Origin of the sequence: Streptomyces sp. NPDC057445 (assembly GCF_042802855.1) — a bacterium.
Lineage (GTDB): Bacteria > Actinomycetota > Actinomycetes > Streptomycetales > Streptomycetaceae > Streptomyces.
On the sequence record NZ_JBHVDH010000013.1, the window covers coordinates 69,493 to 87,138 of the forward strand.

Annotated in this window: 15 protein-coding genes; 11 read left to right on the forward strand and 4 right to left on the reverse strand. The window is 72.3% G+C overall.

Going from position 1 to position 17,646, the window contains the following annotated elements:
• Positions 1–521 precede the first annotated feature (521 nt).
• Together ACFU5O_RS24880 and ACFU5O_RS24885 are read left to right on the forward strand one after the other, a co-directional pair.
• A complete protein-coding gene (locus ACFU5O_RS24880; RefSeq protein WP_384243983.1) occupies positions 522–1,493 on the forward strand; it encodes an MBL fold metallo-hydrolase in 972 nt (323 codons plus the stop codon).
• Positions 1,486–2,511 carry an RNA ligase family protein gene (locus tag ACFU5O_RS24885; protein ID WP_384243984.1) on the forward strand — a complete coding sequence of 342 codons (1,026 nt, stop codon included), beginning with the start codon at positions 1,486–1,488 and terminating at the stop codon, positions 2,509–2,511. Before ACFU5O_RS24880 ends, ACFU5O_RS24885 begins: the two co-directional genes overlap by 8 nt.
• A gap of 151 nt (positions 2,512–2,662) precedes the next feature.
• On the opposite strand, the gene ACFU5O_RS24890 is transcribed toward ACFU5O_RS24885, so the two are convergent.
• Positions 2,663–3,973, reverse strand: coding sequence for a diacylglycerol/lipid kinase family protein (locus tag ACFU5O_RS24890; RefSeq protein WP_384243985.1), 1,311 nt, complete (start codon positions 3,971–3,973; stop codon positions 2,663–2,665).
• A gap of 181 nt (positions 3,974–4,154) precedes the next feature.
• Here ACFU5O_RS24890 and ACFU5O_RS24895 point away from each other — a divergent pair, with 181 nt between their 5' ends.
• Both ACFU5O_RS24895 and ACFU5O_RS24900 read left to right on the forward strand, forming a co-directional pair.
• A complete protein-coding gene (locus ACFU5O_RS24895) occupies positions 4,155–6,860 on the forward strand; it encodes a LuxR C-terminal-related transcriptional regulator (protein WP_384243986.1) in 2,706 nt (901 codons plus the stop codon).
• Between the two features lie 114 nt (positions 6,861–6,974).
• The gene (locus tag ACFU5O_RS24900; RefSeq protein ID WP_384243988.1) at positions 6,975–7,172 is read left to right on the forward strand and encodes a hypothetical protein; all 198 of its coding nucleotides are present in this window, start codon (positions 6,975–6,977) and stop codon (positions 7,170–7,172) included.
• 10 nt (positions 7,173–7,182) lie between these two features.
• On the opposite strand, the gene ACFU5O_RS24905 is transcribed toward ACFU5O_RS24900, so the two are convergent.
• Complete coding sequence (locus ACFU5O_RS24905; protein WP_384243989.1) at positions 7,183–8,490, reverse strand: cation:proton antiporter; 1,308 nt, start codon at positions 8,488–8,490, stop codon at positions 7,183–7,185.
• Positions 8,491–8,786: 296 nt separating this feature from the next.
• On the opposite strand from ACFU5O_RS24905, the gene ACFU5O_RS24910 reads away from it, so the two are divergent.
• The 4 genes from ACFU5O_RS24910 (at position 8,787) to ACFU5O_RS24925 (ending at position 12,064) form a co-directional block, all read left to right on the forward strand.
• Positions 8,787–9,200 carry an SHOCT domain-containing protein gene (locus tag ACFU5O_RS24910; protein WP_384243990.1) on the forward strand — a complete coding sequence of 138 codons (414 nt, stop codon included), beginning with the start codon at positions 8,787–8,789 and terminating at the stop codon, positions 9,198–9,200.
• Between the two features lie 520 nt (positions 9,201–9,720).
• On the forward strand, positions 9,721–10,428 hold the full coding sequence (locus ACFU5O_RS24915) for an ABC transporter permease (RefSeq protein ID WP_384243992.1): 708 nt from the start codon (positions 9,721–9,723) through the stop codon (positions 10,426–10,428).
• Positions 10,425–11,099, forward strand: a complete 675-nt coding sequence (locus ACFU5O_RS24920; RefSeq protein ID WP_384244091.1) for an ABC transporter permease — start codon at positions 10,425–10,427, stop codon at positions 11,097–11,099. The genes ACFU5O_RS24915 and ACFU5O_RS24920 overlap by 4 nt, the downstream gene beginning before the upstream one ends.
• Positions 11,096–12,064, forward strand: a complete 969-nt coding sequence (locus tag ACFU5O_RS24925) for an ABC transporter substrate-binding protein (protein ID WP_384243993.1) — start codon at positions 11,096–11,098, stop codon at positions 12,062–12,064. The genes ACFU5O_RS24920 and ACFU5O_RS24925 overlap by 4 nt, the downstream gene beginning before the upstream one ends.
• 90 nt (positions 12,065–12,154) lie before the next feature.
• Here ACFU5O_RS24925 and ACFU5O_RS24930 read toward each other — a convergent pair whose 3' ends face one another.
• The gene (locus ACFU5O_RS24930; RefSeq protein ID WP_384243994.1) at positions 12,155–13,318 is read right to left on the reverse strand and encodes a betaine/proline/choline family ABC transporter ATP-binding protein; all 1,164 of its coding nucleotides are present in this window, start codon (positions 13,316–13,318) and stop codon (positions 12,155–12,157) included.
• A 248-nt stretch (positions 13,319–13,566) separates the two neighbouring features.
• On the opposite strand from ACFU5O_RS24930, the gene ACFU5O_RS24935 reads away from it, so the two are divergent.
• From ACFU5O_RS24935 to ACFU5O_RS24945, 3 genes are all read left to right on the forward strand, one after another.
• On the forward strand, positions 13,567–14,865 hold the full coding sequence (locus tag ACFU5O_RS24935) for an alpha/beta fold hydrolase (protein WP_384243995.1): 1,299 nt from the start codon (positions 13,567–13,569) through the stop codon (positions 14,863–14,865).
• Positions 14,866–14,952: 87 nt separating this feature from the next.
• Positions 14,953–15,696 (forward strand): PIG-L deacetylase family protein, encoded by a 744-nt coding sequence (locus tag ACFU5O_RS24940; protein WP_384243996.1) that lies wholly within the window; start codon positions 14,953–14,955, stop codon positions 15,694–15,696.
• 104 nt (positions 15,697–15,800) lie between these two features.
• Positions 15,801–15,998, forward strand: a complete 198-nt coding sequence (locus ACFU5O_RS24945; protein WP_384243998.1) for a hypothetical protein — start codon at positions 15,801–15,803, stop codon at positions 15,996–15,998.
• A gap of 14 nt (positions 15,999–16,012) precedes the next feature.
• Here ACFU5O_RS24945 and ACFU5O_RS24950 read toward each other — a convergent pair whose 3' ends face one another.
• Positions 16,013–17,560, reverse strand: coding sequence for an FAD-dependent oxidoreductase (locus tag ACFU5O_RS24950; protein ID WP_384243999.1), 1,548 nt, complete (start codon positions 17,558–17,560; stop codon positions 16,013–16,015).
• Positions 17,561–17,646 lie beyond the last annotated feature (86 nt).

Consider the following 17,646-nt stretch of genomic DNA (forward strand, 5'->3'; position numbering starts at 1 on the left):
GGGACGACCGGCGGCCTTTCCGCCCAGGGCGGGCCCGGGATCGGATCCGGGCTGAAAGAAGGTCAGGCCCTTTGTGCCGTGCGGCCGCCGCAGACAGCGGGCCGTCTGCGCGTCGGCCGGACTGCGCCGCTGTACGGGGCCGGCCTGCCATGTCCAGAGGGCCGGCCGAACCTGTGCGGGGGTCGGCGACATCACCGGGTCCGCTTCGTCGACGAACGGAGCGGGGACGCGGGCGGCGACCGCTCTCGTGGGCATGGCGTCGCGAGCGGGTGGCGATTCCCTGCGGACCGTACCGGCACAGGCCCTGCGGTCACCGGTCGCACCACGGCCCGCCTCCGCGGTGAAAGCCCGTCCTGCAAGCGGGAGTTGGCGGCGCTCGTGCTCCGGTCGCAGGCCGGGCGGACACGGTGCCGCGGGAAATGCCCGCGCCCCGCGTGCGGAGTGGCCGCTACGATCGGGCTCCTCACCTGATCACGGCGGTCTGACAACCGCTGCCCCAACGGTTGTCGACGGAGGCACCGATGACGCAGGCCCCGGCCCGCCAGGCCGCCCACCCGGATCGCCTGGAACGCGGACACCCCTTCCGCCAATGGAAGACGTGGCGGATACCCGGCACCGAGCTGACCCTCACCGGTTACTCCCGCGCGAACGACAAGACCTTCTTCCACATCCCGGAGCTGCGGTGCAGCCTCGACGCGGGCCTGTGCGAAGGCCGCCAGGTGGAAACCGTCTTCCTCACCCACACCCATCACGACCACTCCAAGGACCTCGACCACCTCGCGTCCAGGCCGGCCGGGGCGGACATTCATCTGCCCGCGGCCGCGGTGCCTTACGTCGAGTCCTATCTGCGTGCGTCCGCGGAACTGAACCACGGCGCGGCATTCGACCCGGCCCTCGCCGCGAACGGCCGGCTGCACGGCGTGCGCGACGGCGACGAGTTCACCTTCGGACGCCGCGGACACCATGTGCGGGTGGTCGAGTGCGACCACAAGGTGCCCTGTGTGGGTTACGCCTTCTCCGAGCGCCGCAAGGCGCTGCTTCCCGAGTACGAGGAGCTGAGGCGCTCCCTCGTCCAGGAAGGCCGGGGCGCGGAGTTCGGGCGGATGGTGGCGCAGCGGCGGGCGGCGGGGGAAGAGGTGGAACGGGAGGTCCGCCGACCTCTGTTCGCTTTCCTCGGTGACACGCATGTCAGCGTCTTCGAGCGCAACCCGTGGCTCTTCGAGTACCCGGTCGTCATCACCGAGTGCACCTACCTCGACGACGCCGAACTCGACCGGGCGGACCGGGTCGGGCACACCGTCTGGAGCCGGCTGCGGCCGGTGGTCGAAGCGCACCCGGAGACCCTCTTCGTCCTCACGCACTTCAGCCTGCGCCACTCGGACCAGGACGTCCTTGAGTTCTTCCGGAACGATCGGCACGACAACGTCGTGGTGTGGGCGCACCCGGAGAGCCGGCTGCCCGAGCAGCACCAGCACGGCGGTTCCCATGACTGAGGTCCACTGGTCTCCGTACCCGAAGATCCCTGCCAAGGCCCGTCCCGGCGACGCACGGGTGCGGAACTGGGTGGCGCTGGAGAAGGTCCACGGGGCGAACTTCGCCGTCATCTGCGACCGTTCCGGTGTCCGCGCGGCCAAACGCCGCGAGCTGCTGGGGGAGAGCGGACTGGACGAATTCTTCGGCGTGGGCCGGATCTGGCCCGCTCTGGCCGTCTCGGCGAACCGCTGCGCCGAAGCCCTGCGCCGCCGCTACGGCGCCGATGCCTCATCGACGGTGACGGTCTACGGCGAACTGGCCGGAGGCCGCTACCCGCACCGCGACGTCGCACCCTCGCCCGGGGCGGAGCCCGTGCAGACCGGCGTCTGGTATGCACCGGGACTGCTCTGGCTGCTGTTCGACGCCACTGTCGAAACCGCGGAGGGCAGGTGCTGGGTCTCCGACCGGGCACTGCGGGAGGCGGCCGGCACAGCAGGTCTGAACTGCGCGCCGCTTCTCGCACAAGGAACGCTGGCCCGGGTCCAGGAGGAGTCGCAGGTGTTTCCCACCAGGGTGTCCGCCCTGCTGGGTCTGCCCGACCTGCCTGGCAACCTCGCCGAGGGGCTGGTCCTCAAACCCGCAGGGGAGTGGTGGGTCACCGACGGGGCCGGCGGCCCTCCCCCCGCCCGCCCGGTGGTCAAGTTCAAGCAGCCGGCGTTCGCCGAGGACGAGCGCTTCGACGGATCGCGGCCCTACCGGCCGCCGGCAGAGGGCGCGGCCGGTGTACCCGGCTGGCTCGTCGGACAGGTGACGGCGCTTCTCACACCGGCACGGGCCGCGTCCGCCGTCAGCAAGCTGGGACCACGGACGCCGCCGGAATCGGTCGCTGCCGAGATCGCCCGGGACGCGGTGGACGAGGCCGCCGACGCGCTCGGGGGCCTGGAGGACGACATTCGCCGGGCACTGGAGGGGACACTGCGCGCCGCGGCGCTCACCCTCGCGCACTTCGACGCCGCCGACCGCAGAGCCACGGCGTAGGCGGACCCCGGCGGACCCCGGCGGACCCCGGCGGACCCCGGCGGACCCCGGCGGACCCCGGGTCCGGACCGGATCGGGGCCTGCGCGTCCCGCGGACCGGCACACCCGCCAACCGCTGCCGGCCGTTGCCCGGGCCCGGAGCGCGGGTCCGTCAGCGCGCCAGCGCCAGCAGGCCCAGTCGGCGCCAGTTCAGCCTCGGCCGGGCGCGGGGCACACCGGGCCGGTTGCGGGGTACCCGTACCCGTAGCGCACGAGGCATGATGGCGCACCGCACGGGCGTGGGCAGAGTGAGCGCCTCGCCGTCCACGCCGACGTTCACCTCGGACGTCTCGGCGTCCACGACGACTTCCCTGGCCGTGAGCACCGTAAGACCGGGGGCCCGGTCGCCGCGCAGCAGCTCCGCGGCCTGCGCCGCGCTGTCGATCTTGATGATCAGCAGACCGAGTGCTCCGGAGTCCAGCCGGTCACGGCGTCCGAGCGCCGCCCAGTCGCCCACCCGGTAGGGGTTGTTGCTGACGAGCACCGCCTGCGGGGCGTCGGCCGAGATGCCGGAGGCCCGCACGGTCAGCCGCGGCCCGGTCCGGTGCGTCAGCACGTCCGGGAACAGCTCGAGCGTGGTGCGCACCTTGTCGTTGCGGTACGCATCGCTCTGCACCACCGCCGCATACGCGCCGAACGACGCGTTGTTGACGAACACCCGCTCGCCGATGAGGCCGAGGTCGACCCGGAGCTCCACTCCGTCCCTCAGGGCGTCCAGGGCCTTGGACGGGTCGTCCCTGTCGAGCCCGAGATCCATGGCGAAGTGGTTCCGGGTCCCGGCGGGGACCACCAGGAAGGGAATCCCGTGCTCCGCGGCAACGGCGGCGACCGTCGCCTGGGTGCCGTCACCGCCTGCCACTCCGAGCAGATCTGCCCCCTCGGCGACGGCCTGGCGCGCGAGTGCGTCCACATCGGTCGGCCGGTCCGGGTCCAGCAGTGCGACCCGGGCCCCGGCGCTCTCGGCCTTCTCCTTCAACCCGAACCGTTCCACCTTGCCGCCACCCGAACGGGGATTCATGATCAGGAACGGTCGCTCCGGCGGCGGCGTCGCGGTCACGGGCTGTCTCCTCGGCCCGGACTCCGCATCGAGCGCCTCCCAGCCCGCACCGGCCGCGAGTGCCCCGAGCGCAAGACAGCACACCAGCAGCCACAACAACCCTGATGCGACCTGCAGCCAGAGCACCGCCACCGGCACCGCCACGGCGAGCACGACGGCGCAGGCCCTCAGCACACCCCGCCGCGTGAGCGCCCACCACAGCGCCGCGGCCGTCACGGCGGTCCCGGCCACTGCGACCAGGACGAGCCCGATGCCTCTGAGCCCGGCGACCAGGACGAGCAGCGCCACCGCGGCGGTCGCGGCCACGATCGCCAGCCGCGCGGCCCACACCCGGGTACGGAACCGCCCGCGGCCGTCCACGTCCATGGCACCTCCGGTCGGCTGTCCGCCCTACGGCCATTGCACTACCCCGCGCAGCGCGCCGCCTCCCGTCCAGGCCCATCCGCGCCTGTCCGTTGCAGCGGCGTCGATGGCGATCATGCCGGGGCGGGGGGATCATGGTCCCGTCAGTGGACCGGACGACGGGACCGTACGACGGTGGAAAGCCATGGGTGATGACGACCAGCTGAACCCGGGCGGGGACCCGTTGCTGGCCGCGAAGTTCGCGGTACCCGCCGCGCCGCCCACCTTCGTGGCCAGAAAGCGCCTCCTCGACCGGCTCACCGAAGGCACCCGGGGACCGCTGACCGTCATCACCGGTCCGGCCGGTGCCGGCAAGACCACCCTCGCCGCCGCATGGCAGCGGTCCGAGTCGGCGCCCGGCCCCGTCGTCTGGCTCACGGTCGAGAGCGACGACAACGCCCCGGGTGTGTTCTGGTCGTACGTCCTCGGAGCGTTCCGCTACCACCATGTCCCGCTGCCCGACGGCGTCGGCAGCCCCTCCAGGGCCGGCAGCGTCGACCATTCGCTCATCGTCCGGCTCGCGTCCGCGCTGGCCCAGCTGTCCCGGCCGGTCGTCCTCGTCCTCGACGGACTCGAGCGGGGCGCCGCCCCGGACGTGGCTGCGGATCTCGAGTTCGTTCTGGCCCATGCCGGCCCGTCCCTGCGGCTCGTGCTCACCGGCCGCCTGGACCCGCCGCTTCCGCTGCACCGCTACCGTGCAGAGGCCCGGATCTGCGAGATCCGCCGGTCGGAGCTCGCGTTCACACCACGCGAGGCAGGGCAACTGCTCCGAAGCCACGGACTGACGCCCTCCCCGGAGAGCATCGGCGCCCTCACCGACCGCACAGAGGGCTGGGCCGCCGGACTGCGGCTGTGCGCCCTCGCCATGCAGCGGGCCGAGGACGCCGAGGAATTCGCCCACTCCTTCGCCGCGTCGCAGAACGCCGTGGCCGACTATCTGATGGCGGAGGTCCTCGACGCCCAGCCGGCGGCCACCCAGGACCTGCTCATCCGCACCAGCATCCTCTCCCACGTCCACCCGCTGCTCGCCGACGCACTCACGGGACGCGACGACGGCACGGCGGTGCTCGGACGGCTCGCCCGCGAGAACGCCTTCGTCGAGCCGATCGGCGACACCGCCTGGTACCGCAGCCACCCGCTGTTCGCCGAGGTGCTGCGTGCCCATCTGCGCAGCCGCGCCCCCGAACTCGGCGCGGACCTGCACCGCCGGGCGGCCCACTGGCTCGCGGACGACGGCCGGCTGACCGACGCGGTCGAACATGCCGTCGCGGCCGAGGAATGGGAGTACGCAGCCACCCTCCTGGTCGAACGGCTCGCGATCGGCCGGCTCCTCACCGGACCGGACAGCCACGGTCTCGAGCGCCTGTTCAGGGCCATGCCCGTCGACCTGCCCGGCGAAGGCGCGGCACTCGTCGCTGCGGCCTGTGCTCTGGCCCGCGGTGACAGCCCGGAGAGCCGCAGACAGCTCCACCGCGTGGACGGGCCCGGCCTGCACCGTGCCGTTCCCGAGCTGAGGCTCACCCACGCGCTGCTCCGTCTCCTCGCGGAGGCGGACACCGGCACAGCCCCGGGCACAGCCCCGGGCACGGACGAGGATCCGGACAAGGGCGTCGACGCCGATGTACGCGCGCTCATGGCGCAGATGCCGCCCGACCGGCTGGAGCGGCACCCCGAGATCGAGGCCCTGTGCCGCTACGGGCGTGCTCACGCACTCCTCGCGGCGGGCCACCGGTCCGGGGCGCGAGAGGCGTTCACCGCGACCCTCGCCGCCGCCACGGACGAACAGACCCGGACGGTCCGCTACCACAGCCTGGGCGCTCTTGCCCTGACCGAGGCGGTCGACGGCCTGCTGCACGAGGCGGAGGCCCATGCGAGGGAAGGCCTGAGGACCGCTGAGGAGCATGGCATTCCGGTCGACCGGCGCACCGGGACGTGCCAACTGGCGCTGGCCTCCGTCGCATCCGACCGGGGCGACCTCCAGGGCGCCCGGCGCCACCTCGATGCCGCCGCGGACTCCGCTGCTCCCGGCCTGGACCCACTGGCCGCCGCAGAGGCAGCCGTCCTGCGCTCCCGCCTCGAGCTTGCGCACGGCCGGATGGCGGCGGCGCTGAGCGAGCTCGACGCCGTGCAGGTGTCTGCATCCCGCACGGACGCCCTCAACGGTTCCCGCCACGGCGGCTCCCACAACGGCGCGCCCCGTGCCGGCACCGAGGCCGCCCGCCGGGTCGCGGTGGCCCGCTGTGCCGTCCACGTCGCACGCGGAGATCCGTCGGCCGCGCTCGCCGTACTGCGCGACACGCCCCGGGACGGGTCCGCGTACGCCATGGCGTCGGCAGCCGCCCATCTGGCGGCCGGGGACAGCGACCGCGCGCGACGGCTGCTCGCCCCGCTCGGCGACGGCGCGTCCCCCGGCCCTGGCGACCGGGTCCGTACCCAGCTCCTGCGGGCCCAGGCCGCGGCACGGGAGGACGACACCGCGCAGGCGGTGGTCCTCCTGGGCCAAGCCCTCCACACCGCCCGCCCGCAGCTGCTGCGCGCCCCGTTCACCGACACCGGCCCCTGGCTGCGGCATCTGCTCGCGCGCACGCCCGAACTCACCGCCGAGCACGCATGGCTCACGGAACGTCCGGTGGACGGAGACGGCTGCCCCGTGCTCGTCGAGCACCTCAGCGAGCGGGAGCGCGAAGTCCTCCGATACGTGGCGCAGATGATGTCGACCCAGGAGATCGCCGCGGAGATGTTCCTGTCCGTCAACACGGTCAAGACCCACCTCAAGAGCATCTACCGGAAGCTGTCCGTGTCCCGCCGCAGCGAGGCGGTCCGGCGTGCCCGCGAGGCCGATCTGCTGTGATGCTCTCCGGCAGCTCACCTTGTCCGGGTGATGCGCCGAGACCCTCCACACACGCAGCATGCTCGAAGAGGCCCCTGAGGCAAGTAGAGATCCTGGTCCACGGGGAAGTGCCGCATGCGATACGAGTTCCGCGTCTCCGGTCATCTGTCCACGGCCGTCGCCGGCGCCTTTCCCGAGCTGAAAGAGGCGACGGTGCCCGAGGAGACCGTCCTGTACGGACCGGTCACGGACGAAGCCCATCTGTACGGACTGCTCGCGCGCTTCCAGGACCTGGGCCTGCACGTCGTCGAAATGCGCCGGCTGCCGGACTAGCGCCCGTCCCTCACCCGTCCCCCGTCGCCGAGGAACCATGGACCGGCCCCTCGCGCAGCCTAGGATCGCGCTTCGCCGCCTTCTCGTGCCACGCCGCGTACAGCTCGCTCAGGCGTACGGCCGACACGCCGTGCAGCAGCACACTCAGCGCCACGGTGACGGCCACGACCTGCAGCAGGGTGCGCGCCCCGGGGACGTGCTCCTCCGCGGCCAGCAGGCCGAGGACCAGCGAGGGCAGTCCCCGCGGGCCGAACCAGGCGGTGTACGCCACCGTGGGCAGGCGCAGTCCGCTGCCCATGAGGGCGAGGGCGGCGGACACCGGACGGACCACCGCGACGCTCAGCATCGCGTACACCGCAACCTGCCAGTCGAGGTGCTGGAGCGCGGGCCCCAGCATGACGGCGCCGAACACCAGGAAGCTGATCGCGGCGAGCAGAGAAGCGATGCTCTCGGCGAACCCGACGGGCACGCCGGCACCGTGGCTGCCCTCCGACACGCCGCCGAGCGGTTTCCCACGCCCGCGCCGCAGCATCGCCGCGAAGGCGAAACCGGCTGCCCAGGCCGATACGAACCCGCTCCCGCCGATTGCGGCAGCGAGCGCGTACGAGGCCAGGGCGACCGCCAGGACCATGGCCTGGCTCCACTCCCGGCCGACCCAGTCGGCCGTGCGTGCCCGGTGCAACAGCCATCCACAGCCCCCGCCGACGGCGAGCCCGAGCGCCGCGCTGAGGACCAGTGCACGCCAGAAGATGCCCACCAGCCCCTGCTCCGACGATGTCGTACCGTGCACCGCGGCGAGGAAGAGGAGGAAGAACGGCAGGACCAGCCCGTCATTGATCCCGGTCTCGACCGTGAGCCCGTGCCGTACGAGCGCGGGGACCCGGCGGTTCGCCACGGCCGCCCTGCACACGGCGATTTCGGTCGGTGCGAGGATCGCCGCGACGAGCGCCGCCTCCCACAGGGTCAGCGACGGCAGCAGCAGCCAGGCCAGCAGCCACCCGCCCGCGATGGTCAGCAGCAGACCGATCGTCACCAGCCGGGCGGCCAGAATGCGGCCTCGCTGCAGGTCCCGGCCGCGCAGCTCGATCGCGTCGGTGAACAGGACCAGGGTGAGTGCCGCCTCCACCAGGACGAGGATCGGGCCCGCGTCGCGCTGCAGATCGAGGATGTCGAGTCCGGCCGGTCCGATGAGCACTCCGCAGCCGGTGAACACCATCGCCGCGGTGACCGCGCTGACCGCCAGCCGCTTCGACACCAGGGCATAGCCCGCGGTGACCGCCGCGACCGCGACCCCGGTCCAGGCAGCCCCGCCGCTCATGCCGTCTCCGCGGTGCTCGAACCCGTCAGGAGACCGCGCACGGGACGGCACGCCGTCGCTTCCGCCATACGTCACCCACCAGTCCACAAGGCATCACGGCCCGCTCATCGTGATCGACGCCGACGGGCGCGCGCGGCACCGACACGGGTGCGGCGCGCCCGGCCCCGCACGGGCTCCCGTGCCCCGCGCGCCGATTCACCCCCGCCGGGTGAGGGCGCGACCACCGTGCCCGGCCCACACTGACCGCGAACGGACGGCGACCTACGACGTCCGGCGGGAACGGCAGGAGGACGGCGATGGACGGAACTGTCTACCTCGCGTACGACTATCCGGTGCTGGGCGCGTTCTGGACCGTGATGTGGATCTTCCTCTGGGTCATGTGGCTGGTGCTGCTGTTCCGGGTCATCCTGGACATCTTCCGCGACCACGAGTTGAACGGATGGGTCAAGGCGGCCTGGCTGCTCTTCGTACTGATCATCCCGTTCCTCGGTGTGCTGGTCTATGTGGTGGTGCGGGGCAACGAGATGGGCAAGCGCGAGATCCAGCACGCCCAGGAACAGCAGGAGGCCTTCAACACCTACATACGGCAGACCGCGAAGGCCGACGGCTCCGGCACCGCGGACGAGCTGGCCCGGCTCTCCGAACTGAAGACCAAGGGAGAGCTGACGGAGGACGAGTTCCAGAAGGCCAAGGAGAAGCTCCTGAGCTGAGCGAGCAGTTCCTGGTCCGGCCGCGTCGACAGGTCACCCTGAACCGGGACGTGGCGCGCCGGGGCGGTGCGGGGCGACACCGGCCGGGCGAGCGGACTCCTGCACCGTGACGCGCCGCATGCGATGAGACATCGGCCACCGAGCCCGCCCGCCCTCAGGCGCGCCGCGCTCCGAATCCGTGAGAGGGCGGCCCTCCTGCCGGCCGCCTCCCCGGGATCTCCCGAGGAGGCGGCCACAGGGCCGCCTCGTCCATCGCGCCCGAGAGCAGCGGAGCAGGCGCGTGCGCGGGGCGACGGGCTGTCGTGGCCGCCGGCACCCTCTGCGCCACCCCCTGCCCCGAGGAGTTCGCCGGGCAGTACGCCGCCCTGTGGCGCCGCGCCGGAAACCGTGGTCCCGCGGCCCGATGCCCGTCCGGCCGCGGCCTCCGGGCCCGGCCCGGGATGCCGCGGGGGTCCGGGGGTGCGTCCGGACAGGCCAGTACAACGCGCGCGGCAGCCGTGCTCCGGGCTGCAATGAACGGGTGACCGCTCCACGGGTGACCGCGCAGGCTCCCCACGACTGCCTCGCGCGCAACGACTGGATCTGCGGCGAGTATCTGTCCACCCGCCGCGAGATCCTCTGGGACGCCGTCCTGCAACATCTCCAGCTGACCCTGATCTCCGTCGCCCTGGGGCTGCTGCTCGCCGTACCTCTCGCCGTGGCGGCCCGGCGCTGGCGCTGGGCCGCCGGCCCCGTCCTCGGAGTGACGACGATCCTCTACACCGTCCCGTCGCTCGCGATGTTCTCCCTGCTGCTGCCGTTGTACGGACTGTCCGCGTCGCTCGTGATCGCCGGACTCGTCCTCTACTCGCTCACCCTGCTGGTACGGAACATCCTCGCCGGCCTGCGCGCGGTGCCCGAGGAGACCCGGCAGGCCGCGCGCGGCATGGGGTACGGGCCCGTACGGCTGCTCCTCACCGTGGAACTGCCCCTCGCCCTGCCGGCGGCGATGGCCGGGCTGCGGATCGCCACGGTCTCCGCCGTCTCCCTCGTCACCATCGGCGCGATCGTGGGCTTCGGCGGCCTCGGCAACCTCATCTACTCGGGGATGAACACCTACTTCAAGGCCCAGGTGCTCACCGCGTCCGTGCTCTGCGTCGTCATCGCGGTCGTCGCCGACCTCGCCCTTCTCGGAGTGCAGCGGGTGCTGACCCCGTGGATGGGACGGAGCAGGCGGTCAGCGGCATGAACACGCTCGCCCAGACATGGGACTGGCTCACCAGCTCAGCCAACTGGTACGGCGAGAACGGCGTCTGGACCCGCCTCGGCCAGCACCTCTACCTCACATCGGTCTGTCTGCTGATCAGCTGTGTCGTCGCACTGCCCGTCGCCCTTGTCCTCGGCCACCTCGGCAGGGGCGGCGCGCTCGCCGTCAACATCTCCAACGTCGGCCGGGCGGTGCCCACTTTCGCCGTCCTGGTCCTGCTGCTGCTCAGCCCCATCGGCACGTGGGGGGACTGGCCGACGATCGTCGCACTGGTGCTGTTCGCCGTGCCGCCGCTGCTCACCAACGCATACGTCGGGATGCGGGGGGTCGACCAGGACGTCGTAAGGGCCGCCCGGGGCATGGGCATGACCGGCACTCAGATGCTGCTGCGGGTGGAGGTCCCGCTGGCGACGCCGTTGATCCTCACGGGCGTACGGATCGCCGCCGTCCAACTCGTCGCCACCGCGACGATCGCCGCGCTCGCGGGCGGCGGTGGACTGGGCCGGATCATCACGGCGGGCTTCAACCTCGCCTCCACCCCGCAGGTCGTCGCGGGCGCCGTCCTCGTCGCCCTCTTCGCCCTGCTCGTGGAAGCGGTCTTCGAGATCGTGGAGCGACTGTCGCCCGAGCAGGTGCGGGGGAGGGCCGGATGAGGCGGCGCATGCGTGCCCTTGCGGCCGCCCTGCTGCTCGCCGCGGCCGGCTGCACCACAGGACCCTCCCTGGAGAACCAGGGCCGGGTGACCGCATCACCAGGGGACAGCAAGCACCTGACCATCGGTTCGGCCGGATTCACCGAGAGCGATCTGCTCGCCCGGATGTACTCCCTGCTCCTCGAGCACGCCGGCTACCACACGGAGATCATTTCGGTGACCAACCGCGAGATCTACGAACCCGCCCTGGAGAGCGGCCAGATCGATGTCGTACCCGAGTACGCGGCGACGTTCGCGGACTGGCTCAACGCCAAGGTGAACGGGCCGAAGGCACCGGCGGTCGGCTCGCCCGACCTCGACTCCACCATGACCGCACTGCGGTCCCTGGCCGAGCCGCGGGGCCTCACCGTGCTCGCCCCGGGCCGGGCCGTCGACCAGAACGCCTTCGCCGTCACCAGGGCCTTCGCCGACCGGCACCACCTCCGGACCCTCAGCGATCTGGGACGCTCCGGGCTGCCCGTACGTCTCGCCGCGGGCGACGAATGCGTCCAGCGTCCCTACTGCGCCCCTGGCCTGAAGAAGACCTACGGCATCGACATCGCCGGAATCGACCCCAAGGGCGTCGGTACCACCCAGGCCAAACAGGCCGTCCAGTCGGGTCAGGACCAGATGGTCCTGACCACGACCACCGACGCGACGCTGGACGACTTCGGCCTCGTGCTGCTCGACGACGACAAGCATCTGCAGAACGCCGACCACGTCGTCCCCGTCGTCAACCGCGCACGGGCGGGCGGTGCCGGCGCCACCGAGGCCCTCGACAAGCTCAACTCCGTGCTGACCACGGCGGACCTGGCCCGGCTGAACAAAGAGGTCGACAGCTGGCGCCGACTGCCAGAGGACGTCGCCAGGGAGTATCTGGAGTCCAAGGGACTGCTTCCTGCGACACAGGGCCCGGAACAGAGGTAGGGGAGCGGGCTCGCCCCGGCCGGCTCTCCGGAACAGGCCCCGCGCGCCGCGCGGCGGCTCCTGGGCACGCCCACCCGGAGGACTGCGTCCTCAGGCGTCCGCCACCGAGTCGAAGTCCACCTCGTCACGCCCCACGCCCCGCGCGTCCGCGTCCACCGAACGGCGTAGCGCCTCATGAAGTTTCGCCGGGGTCAGCACTCCCGCGAATCGGGACCCGTCCACCACCGCGACCCATCCGGCGTCGTGCTGCAGCATCTCGCTGAACGCCTGCTTCAGCGGTGCGCCGAGCGGTACCCAGGCCTCCATCCGGCGCGCGAGCTCGCCCACCGTGCCCTGTTCCCCGGCGGTGGACAGCGCGTCCGCCGAGACCCAGCCGTGCAGATCTCCCGCAGCACCGAGCACCACCGCCCAGCCGGCGTTACCGGCCCGCAGCCGGGCGGTCGCCTCCCCGGCCGGCTCGTCGAGGCGCGCGACCGGTGGCTGCTCCAGGTCGGCCGCCTCGATCCGGGTGACGGAGAGCCGCTTCAGCCCGCGGTCGGCGCCGACGAACTGCGCCACATAGTCGGTCGCCGGCGCGCCGAGCACGGCCCCCGGGGTGTCGAACTGCTCGATGCGCCCCTGCCCGTAGACAGCGATACGGTCCCCCATTCTGACGGCCTCCTCGATGTCATGGGTGACCAGCAGCACCGTCTTGCGGACCGTCGCCTGCAGGTTCAGGAACTCGTTCTGCAGCCGCTCCCTGACCACCGGGTCCACCGCGCCGAACGGCTCGTCCATCAGCAGCACCGGCGGGTCCGCCGCCAGGGCGCGGGCCACGCCCACGCGCTGGCGCTGGCCGCCCGACAGCTGTGCCGGGTAGCGGGGGCCGTATGTGCCGGGATCGAGTCCGACCAGGTCGAGGAGCTCGGCGGCGCGGGCTCTGGCCTTCGCCTTCTTCCAGCCGATGAGGGACGGGACGGTCGCGGTGTTGTCGAGGACCGTACGGTGCGGGAAGAGCCCGACCTGCTGGATGACGTAGCCGATGCGGCGGCGCAGCTTGACCGGATCGACGGCGGAGATGTCCTCCCCGTCGACAAGGATGCGTCCGGACGTGGGCTCGATCAGCCGGTTCACCATCATCATCGTGGTCGTCTTTCCGCAACCCGACGGGCCCACAAGGGTGACCAGTTCGCCTTCCGAGACCTCGAAGCTCAGGCCGTCGACAGCGGTCGTACCGTCGGGGTAGACCTTGCTGACCTGTTCGAACCGGATCATGGGTCCACGCTAGGTGTGAAGGGCGCGGCGCGCACACGGGCCCGCGCCCGGCCGTGGCCGGTGCCGGAGTCGGCGGCCCCGGCCGTCGGCGGGCCGCCGAAGCCGCGGAGGTCCGCTTCCCCGGTCGCACCCGGACCGCGGAGCGCTTTCCGGCCGTCCGACTCCGCTCCGCACGACCCCCGCCCGACCGTGTGGTGCACTGGGCATGCGGGGGGAGCACCACCAGGGCACACAGAGCAGGAGCACCGTTGACCAGCTACCGGCAGCCGGGCCTCGTCCTCACGGACCGCCACTTCACGGTTCCTCTCGACCATGCCGACCCGGCAGGTGAGCAGATCCGGCTGTACGGCCGCGAGGTCGTGTCGAGCGCCAGGGCAGGGGCCGAGCTGCCGTGGCTGGTGTACCTGGAGGGCGGCCCGGGCTTCGGCGCACGCCGCTTCCCGGGCAAGCAGGCATGGCTCGGCCGTGCCGTCCAGGAGTTCCGCGTCCTGCTGCTCGACCAGCGGGGCACCGGACTCTCCACGCCCGCCAACCGGCAGACCCTGCCGCTGCGGGGCGGCCCCGAGGCGCAGGCGGACTACCTCGGGCACTTCCGTGCCGACAGCATCGTCCGTGACTGCGAAGCCGTCCGTCGCCAGCTCACCGGCGGTGCCAGGTGGACCGTCCTCGGCCAGAGCTTCGGCGGCTTCTGCGCCACGCACTATCTGTCGACCGCACCGGAGGGCCTGCGGACCGTACTGATCACGGGCGGGCTGCCCTCGCTGGACGCCCGGGCCGAGGACGTGTACCGGGCTGCCTACCCCCGGGTCCAGCGCAAGGCGGAGGCCCACTACGCCCGCTATCCGCAGGACGTCGAGCGTGCCCGGCGCATCGCCGGGCATCTCGCCGAGAACCGGCCCGTACTGCCGGGCGGCTATGTACTGACGCCAGAGGCGTTCCAGTCGCTGGGTGTCCAGCTCGGCACCGGGGACGGCAGCCATCAGCTGCACTATCTGCTGGAGGACGCGTTCGTCGAGGGGACGGGCGGGGACGAACTCTCGGACGCCTTCCAGGAAGGCGTGCTCGCCGCACTGTCGTACGCCGCGCATCCTCTGTACGCCGTGCTCCACGAGGCCATCTACGCCCAGGGGCAGGCGCCCACAGCATGGGCGGCGGAGCGGGTTCGCGCCGAGTTCCCGCAGTTCGACGCGGCGAAGACACTGGCCGGGGACGGACCGCTGCTCTTCACCGGCGAGTCGGTGCACCCCTGGCACTTCGAGTGCGACCCCGCCCTGCGGCCCCTGCGCGATGCCGCCGGACTGCTCGCCTCCCGCACCGACTGGCCTCCGCTCTACGACGCCGAGCGTCTCGCGGCCAACGAGGTGCCGGTCGCCGCCGCCGTCTACCACGACGACATGTACGTCGACACGGCTCACTCCCTCGCGACGGCCCGAGGCATCCGTGGACTGCGCACCTGGGTCACCGACGAGTACGAGCACGACGGCGTCCGCGCTTCCGGAGCCCGCGTCCTGGACCGGCTGCTCGCCCTGGTCCGCGACGAGGTGTAGCACCCCGAGCCGTGGCACAACGAGTTGTGGCGCCGCGAGACGCGGCACCACGCGGCGCGGCCGGAACCCCGGGGATACGCTCCCGGTATGACCGAACCCCAGCTCGCATCGATGCCCGACGACTGGGAGCGTGCCCTCGCGGTAGTGGCCCACCCCGACGACCTCGAGTACGGCTGCGCGGCGGCCGTCGCCGCCTGGACCGATGCGGGCAAGGACGTCGTCTATCTGCTGGCGAGCCGTGGTGAGGCCGGCATCGACGGGATCGAGCCCGCCGTCTGCGGTCCGCTGCGCGAGCGGGAGCAGCGGGCGAGCGCGGCGGTCGTCGGGGTGTCCACGGTCGAGTTCCTCGGCCACAAGGACGGCGTCATCGAGTACGGCACCGCGCTGCGCCGGGACATCGCCGCCGCGATCCGCCGCCATCGTCCCGAACTGGTCATCACGCTCAACCACCGGGACACCTGGGGTCACGGCGCAGGCGGATCCTGGAACACCCCGGACCACCGGGCCGTCGGACGGGCGACCCTCGACGCCGCGGCCGACGCCGGCAACCGCTGGATCTTCCCCGAACTCCTCACCGAGCAGGGCCTTCAGCCGTGGAGCGGCGTCCGCTGGGTGGCCGTCGCGGGTTCGGCCACGCCGACACATGCGGTCGACGCGACCGCGGGACTCGACCGTTCCGTACAGTCCCTGCTCCAGCACCGCACCTACGTCGAGGCACTGACGGACAAGGACGCCGAGTCCTACTGCCGGGAGTTCCTGACGGGTTCCGCCCGGGCTGCGGCGCCCCGGTTCGGCGGGCGGCCCGCGGTGACCTTCGAGGTGTTCGGCTGAGAACGTTTCTGACGCATCCACAGAACCTGGGGGGAGCGGCGGATTCGGGCCTGCGGATCGCCGACGGAACGAGGAGCGGATACGGCCCGGCGCCGGGCACGGCGGTGTTCGCACCCTACTTCGGGGTTTCGCGGGCCTCGGCGTTTGCGTGCTACGGCGAGGGGGACGGCGTCCTGTTGCCCGGTTGCCTCGATCCCGTCCAGCAGGACCGCCGGCCCCACCGTGAAGGCGTCGTCGGCCTGGTGCCCGCGAACGTGCTGCCCGTGCTGAGCCCCTGGCTCGCCACCAACGTGAGCCACTGACACCCAGAGGGTTCTCAGGCGCCGTCGTCGGGGTCCCGGGGTTCCAGCGGGTGCACCGCCGGACCCTGGAGGACGGAGCCGTCCACGCCGAAGCGGGAGCCGTGACACGGGCACTCCCAGGCACGCTCGGCCTCGTCGAAGTGGACGATGCAGCCCAGGTGCGTGCAGCGGGCGGAGAGACGGTGCAGGGCGCCGTTCGTGTCCCGGTGCACCGCCTCCGGTCCCGCTCCACGGCCGCGCAGCACCGCGCCCTCGCCGGGGCCGATGTCGTCGACGGAGTCGGCGTGCCCGCCCGGCAGACGGTCGCCGACCCAGTGGCGTGCGGTCTTCGCGCCCAGCCGCAGTATGCCGGGCCCCTCGGTCAACGGGTGCAGTCGCACGGGATCGTAGAGCTCCGCCCAGGGCGACGGGGTTCCCGCGATCAGCCCGGTGAGCAGCTGCCCCGCCATCACGCCGCCGCTCAGCCCCCAGCCGCCGAAACCGGTCGCCACGTAGGTGTGATGTGCTCCCGGACGGAGCCGGCCGACGTACGGCACATGATCGGTGGAGAAGTTGTCCTGGGTGGCCCACCGGTGGGTGACGGTGAAGTTCTCGAAGTGCTTGCCGGCCCACCTGGTGAGGACCTGGAAGTGCGCGGCGGCGCCCTGGTCCTTCGGATCGCCCGGGGTGAACTTCTCGCCCGTGACGATCAGCATCCGGCCGTACCCGTCATGGGGTGCGGTACGGAACGACCGCGTGTTCTCCTCCTCGGTGAGGAACATCCCGTTCGGTACGACGCCCTCCGCAGGCAGCGGCCCCGCGACGACAACTTCCCTCTTCGGCTCCAGCCTTGTGAAGAGCAGCGACCGGTCGAAGACCGGGTAGTGCGTGGCCACCACGACATCCGTCGCCTCGACCGTGTGACCGGCGCTCGTGGTCAGGCGGCAGGGGGCGCCTTCCTTCAGGCCGGTGACCCGGCTGCGCTCGAAGATCCTGCCTCCCCGGCGCACCAGGTCCACCGCGAGGCCGAGCAGGAATTTGCGGGGGTGGAACTGCGCCTGACCGTCCAGCCGTACCGCGGCGGCGACGGCGAACGGCAGCGGCGCCTCCTCCACCCAGGTGACGTCCAGGCCCGCGGCCCTTGCGGCGTCCGCTTCACGGCGCATGTCCTCGGCCCGTGCGGGGTCGGTGACGTACGTGTACGCGGCGGTTTCCTCCAGGTCGCAGTCGATGCCGAGCTCCTCGCTCAGCCGCCGCACATGCGCCACGGCGTCCTGCTGCGATGCGGCGTACTGCCTGGCGCCCTCGGCTCCGCGCGCCTTGCGGATACGGCTGTACGCCGTGCCCTGCAAGGCCGACAGCTTCGCCGTGGTGTGGCCGGTGACGCCGTGTGCGATCCGGTCGGACTCCACGAGGGCGACCCTGCGGCCCGTGCGGACCAGCTCCCAGGCGGTGCAGATTCCGGCCATCCCGCCGCCGACCACGGCGACGTCCACCCGGATGTCGCTGCGCAGATCCGGATAATCGGGGCCCGGGTCGTACTCCGTCCACAGGGAGCCGGCCGGCTTTCCGGGCATGGTCATGCCTGCCTCCCAGAAACGTGACGCGAGGTCCGAGGGCGTCGGCCCGCGGGCACGACGCCCGGCGTCGGGCCGCCGAGGTCCTGCCC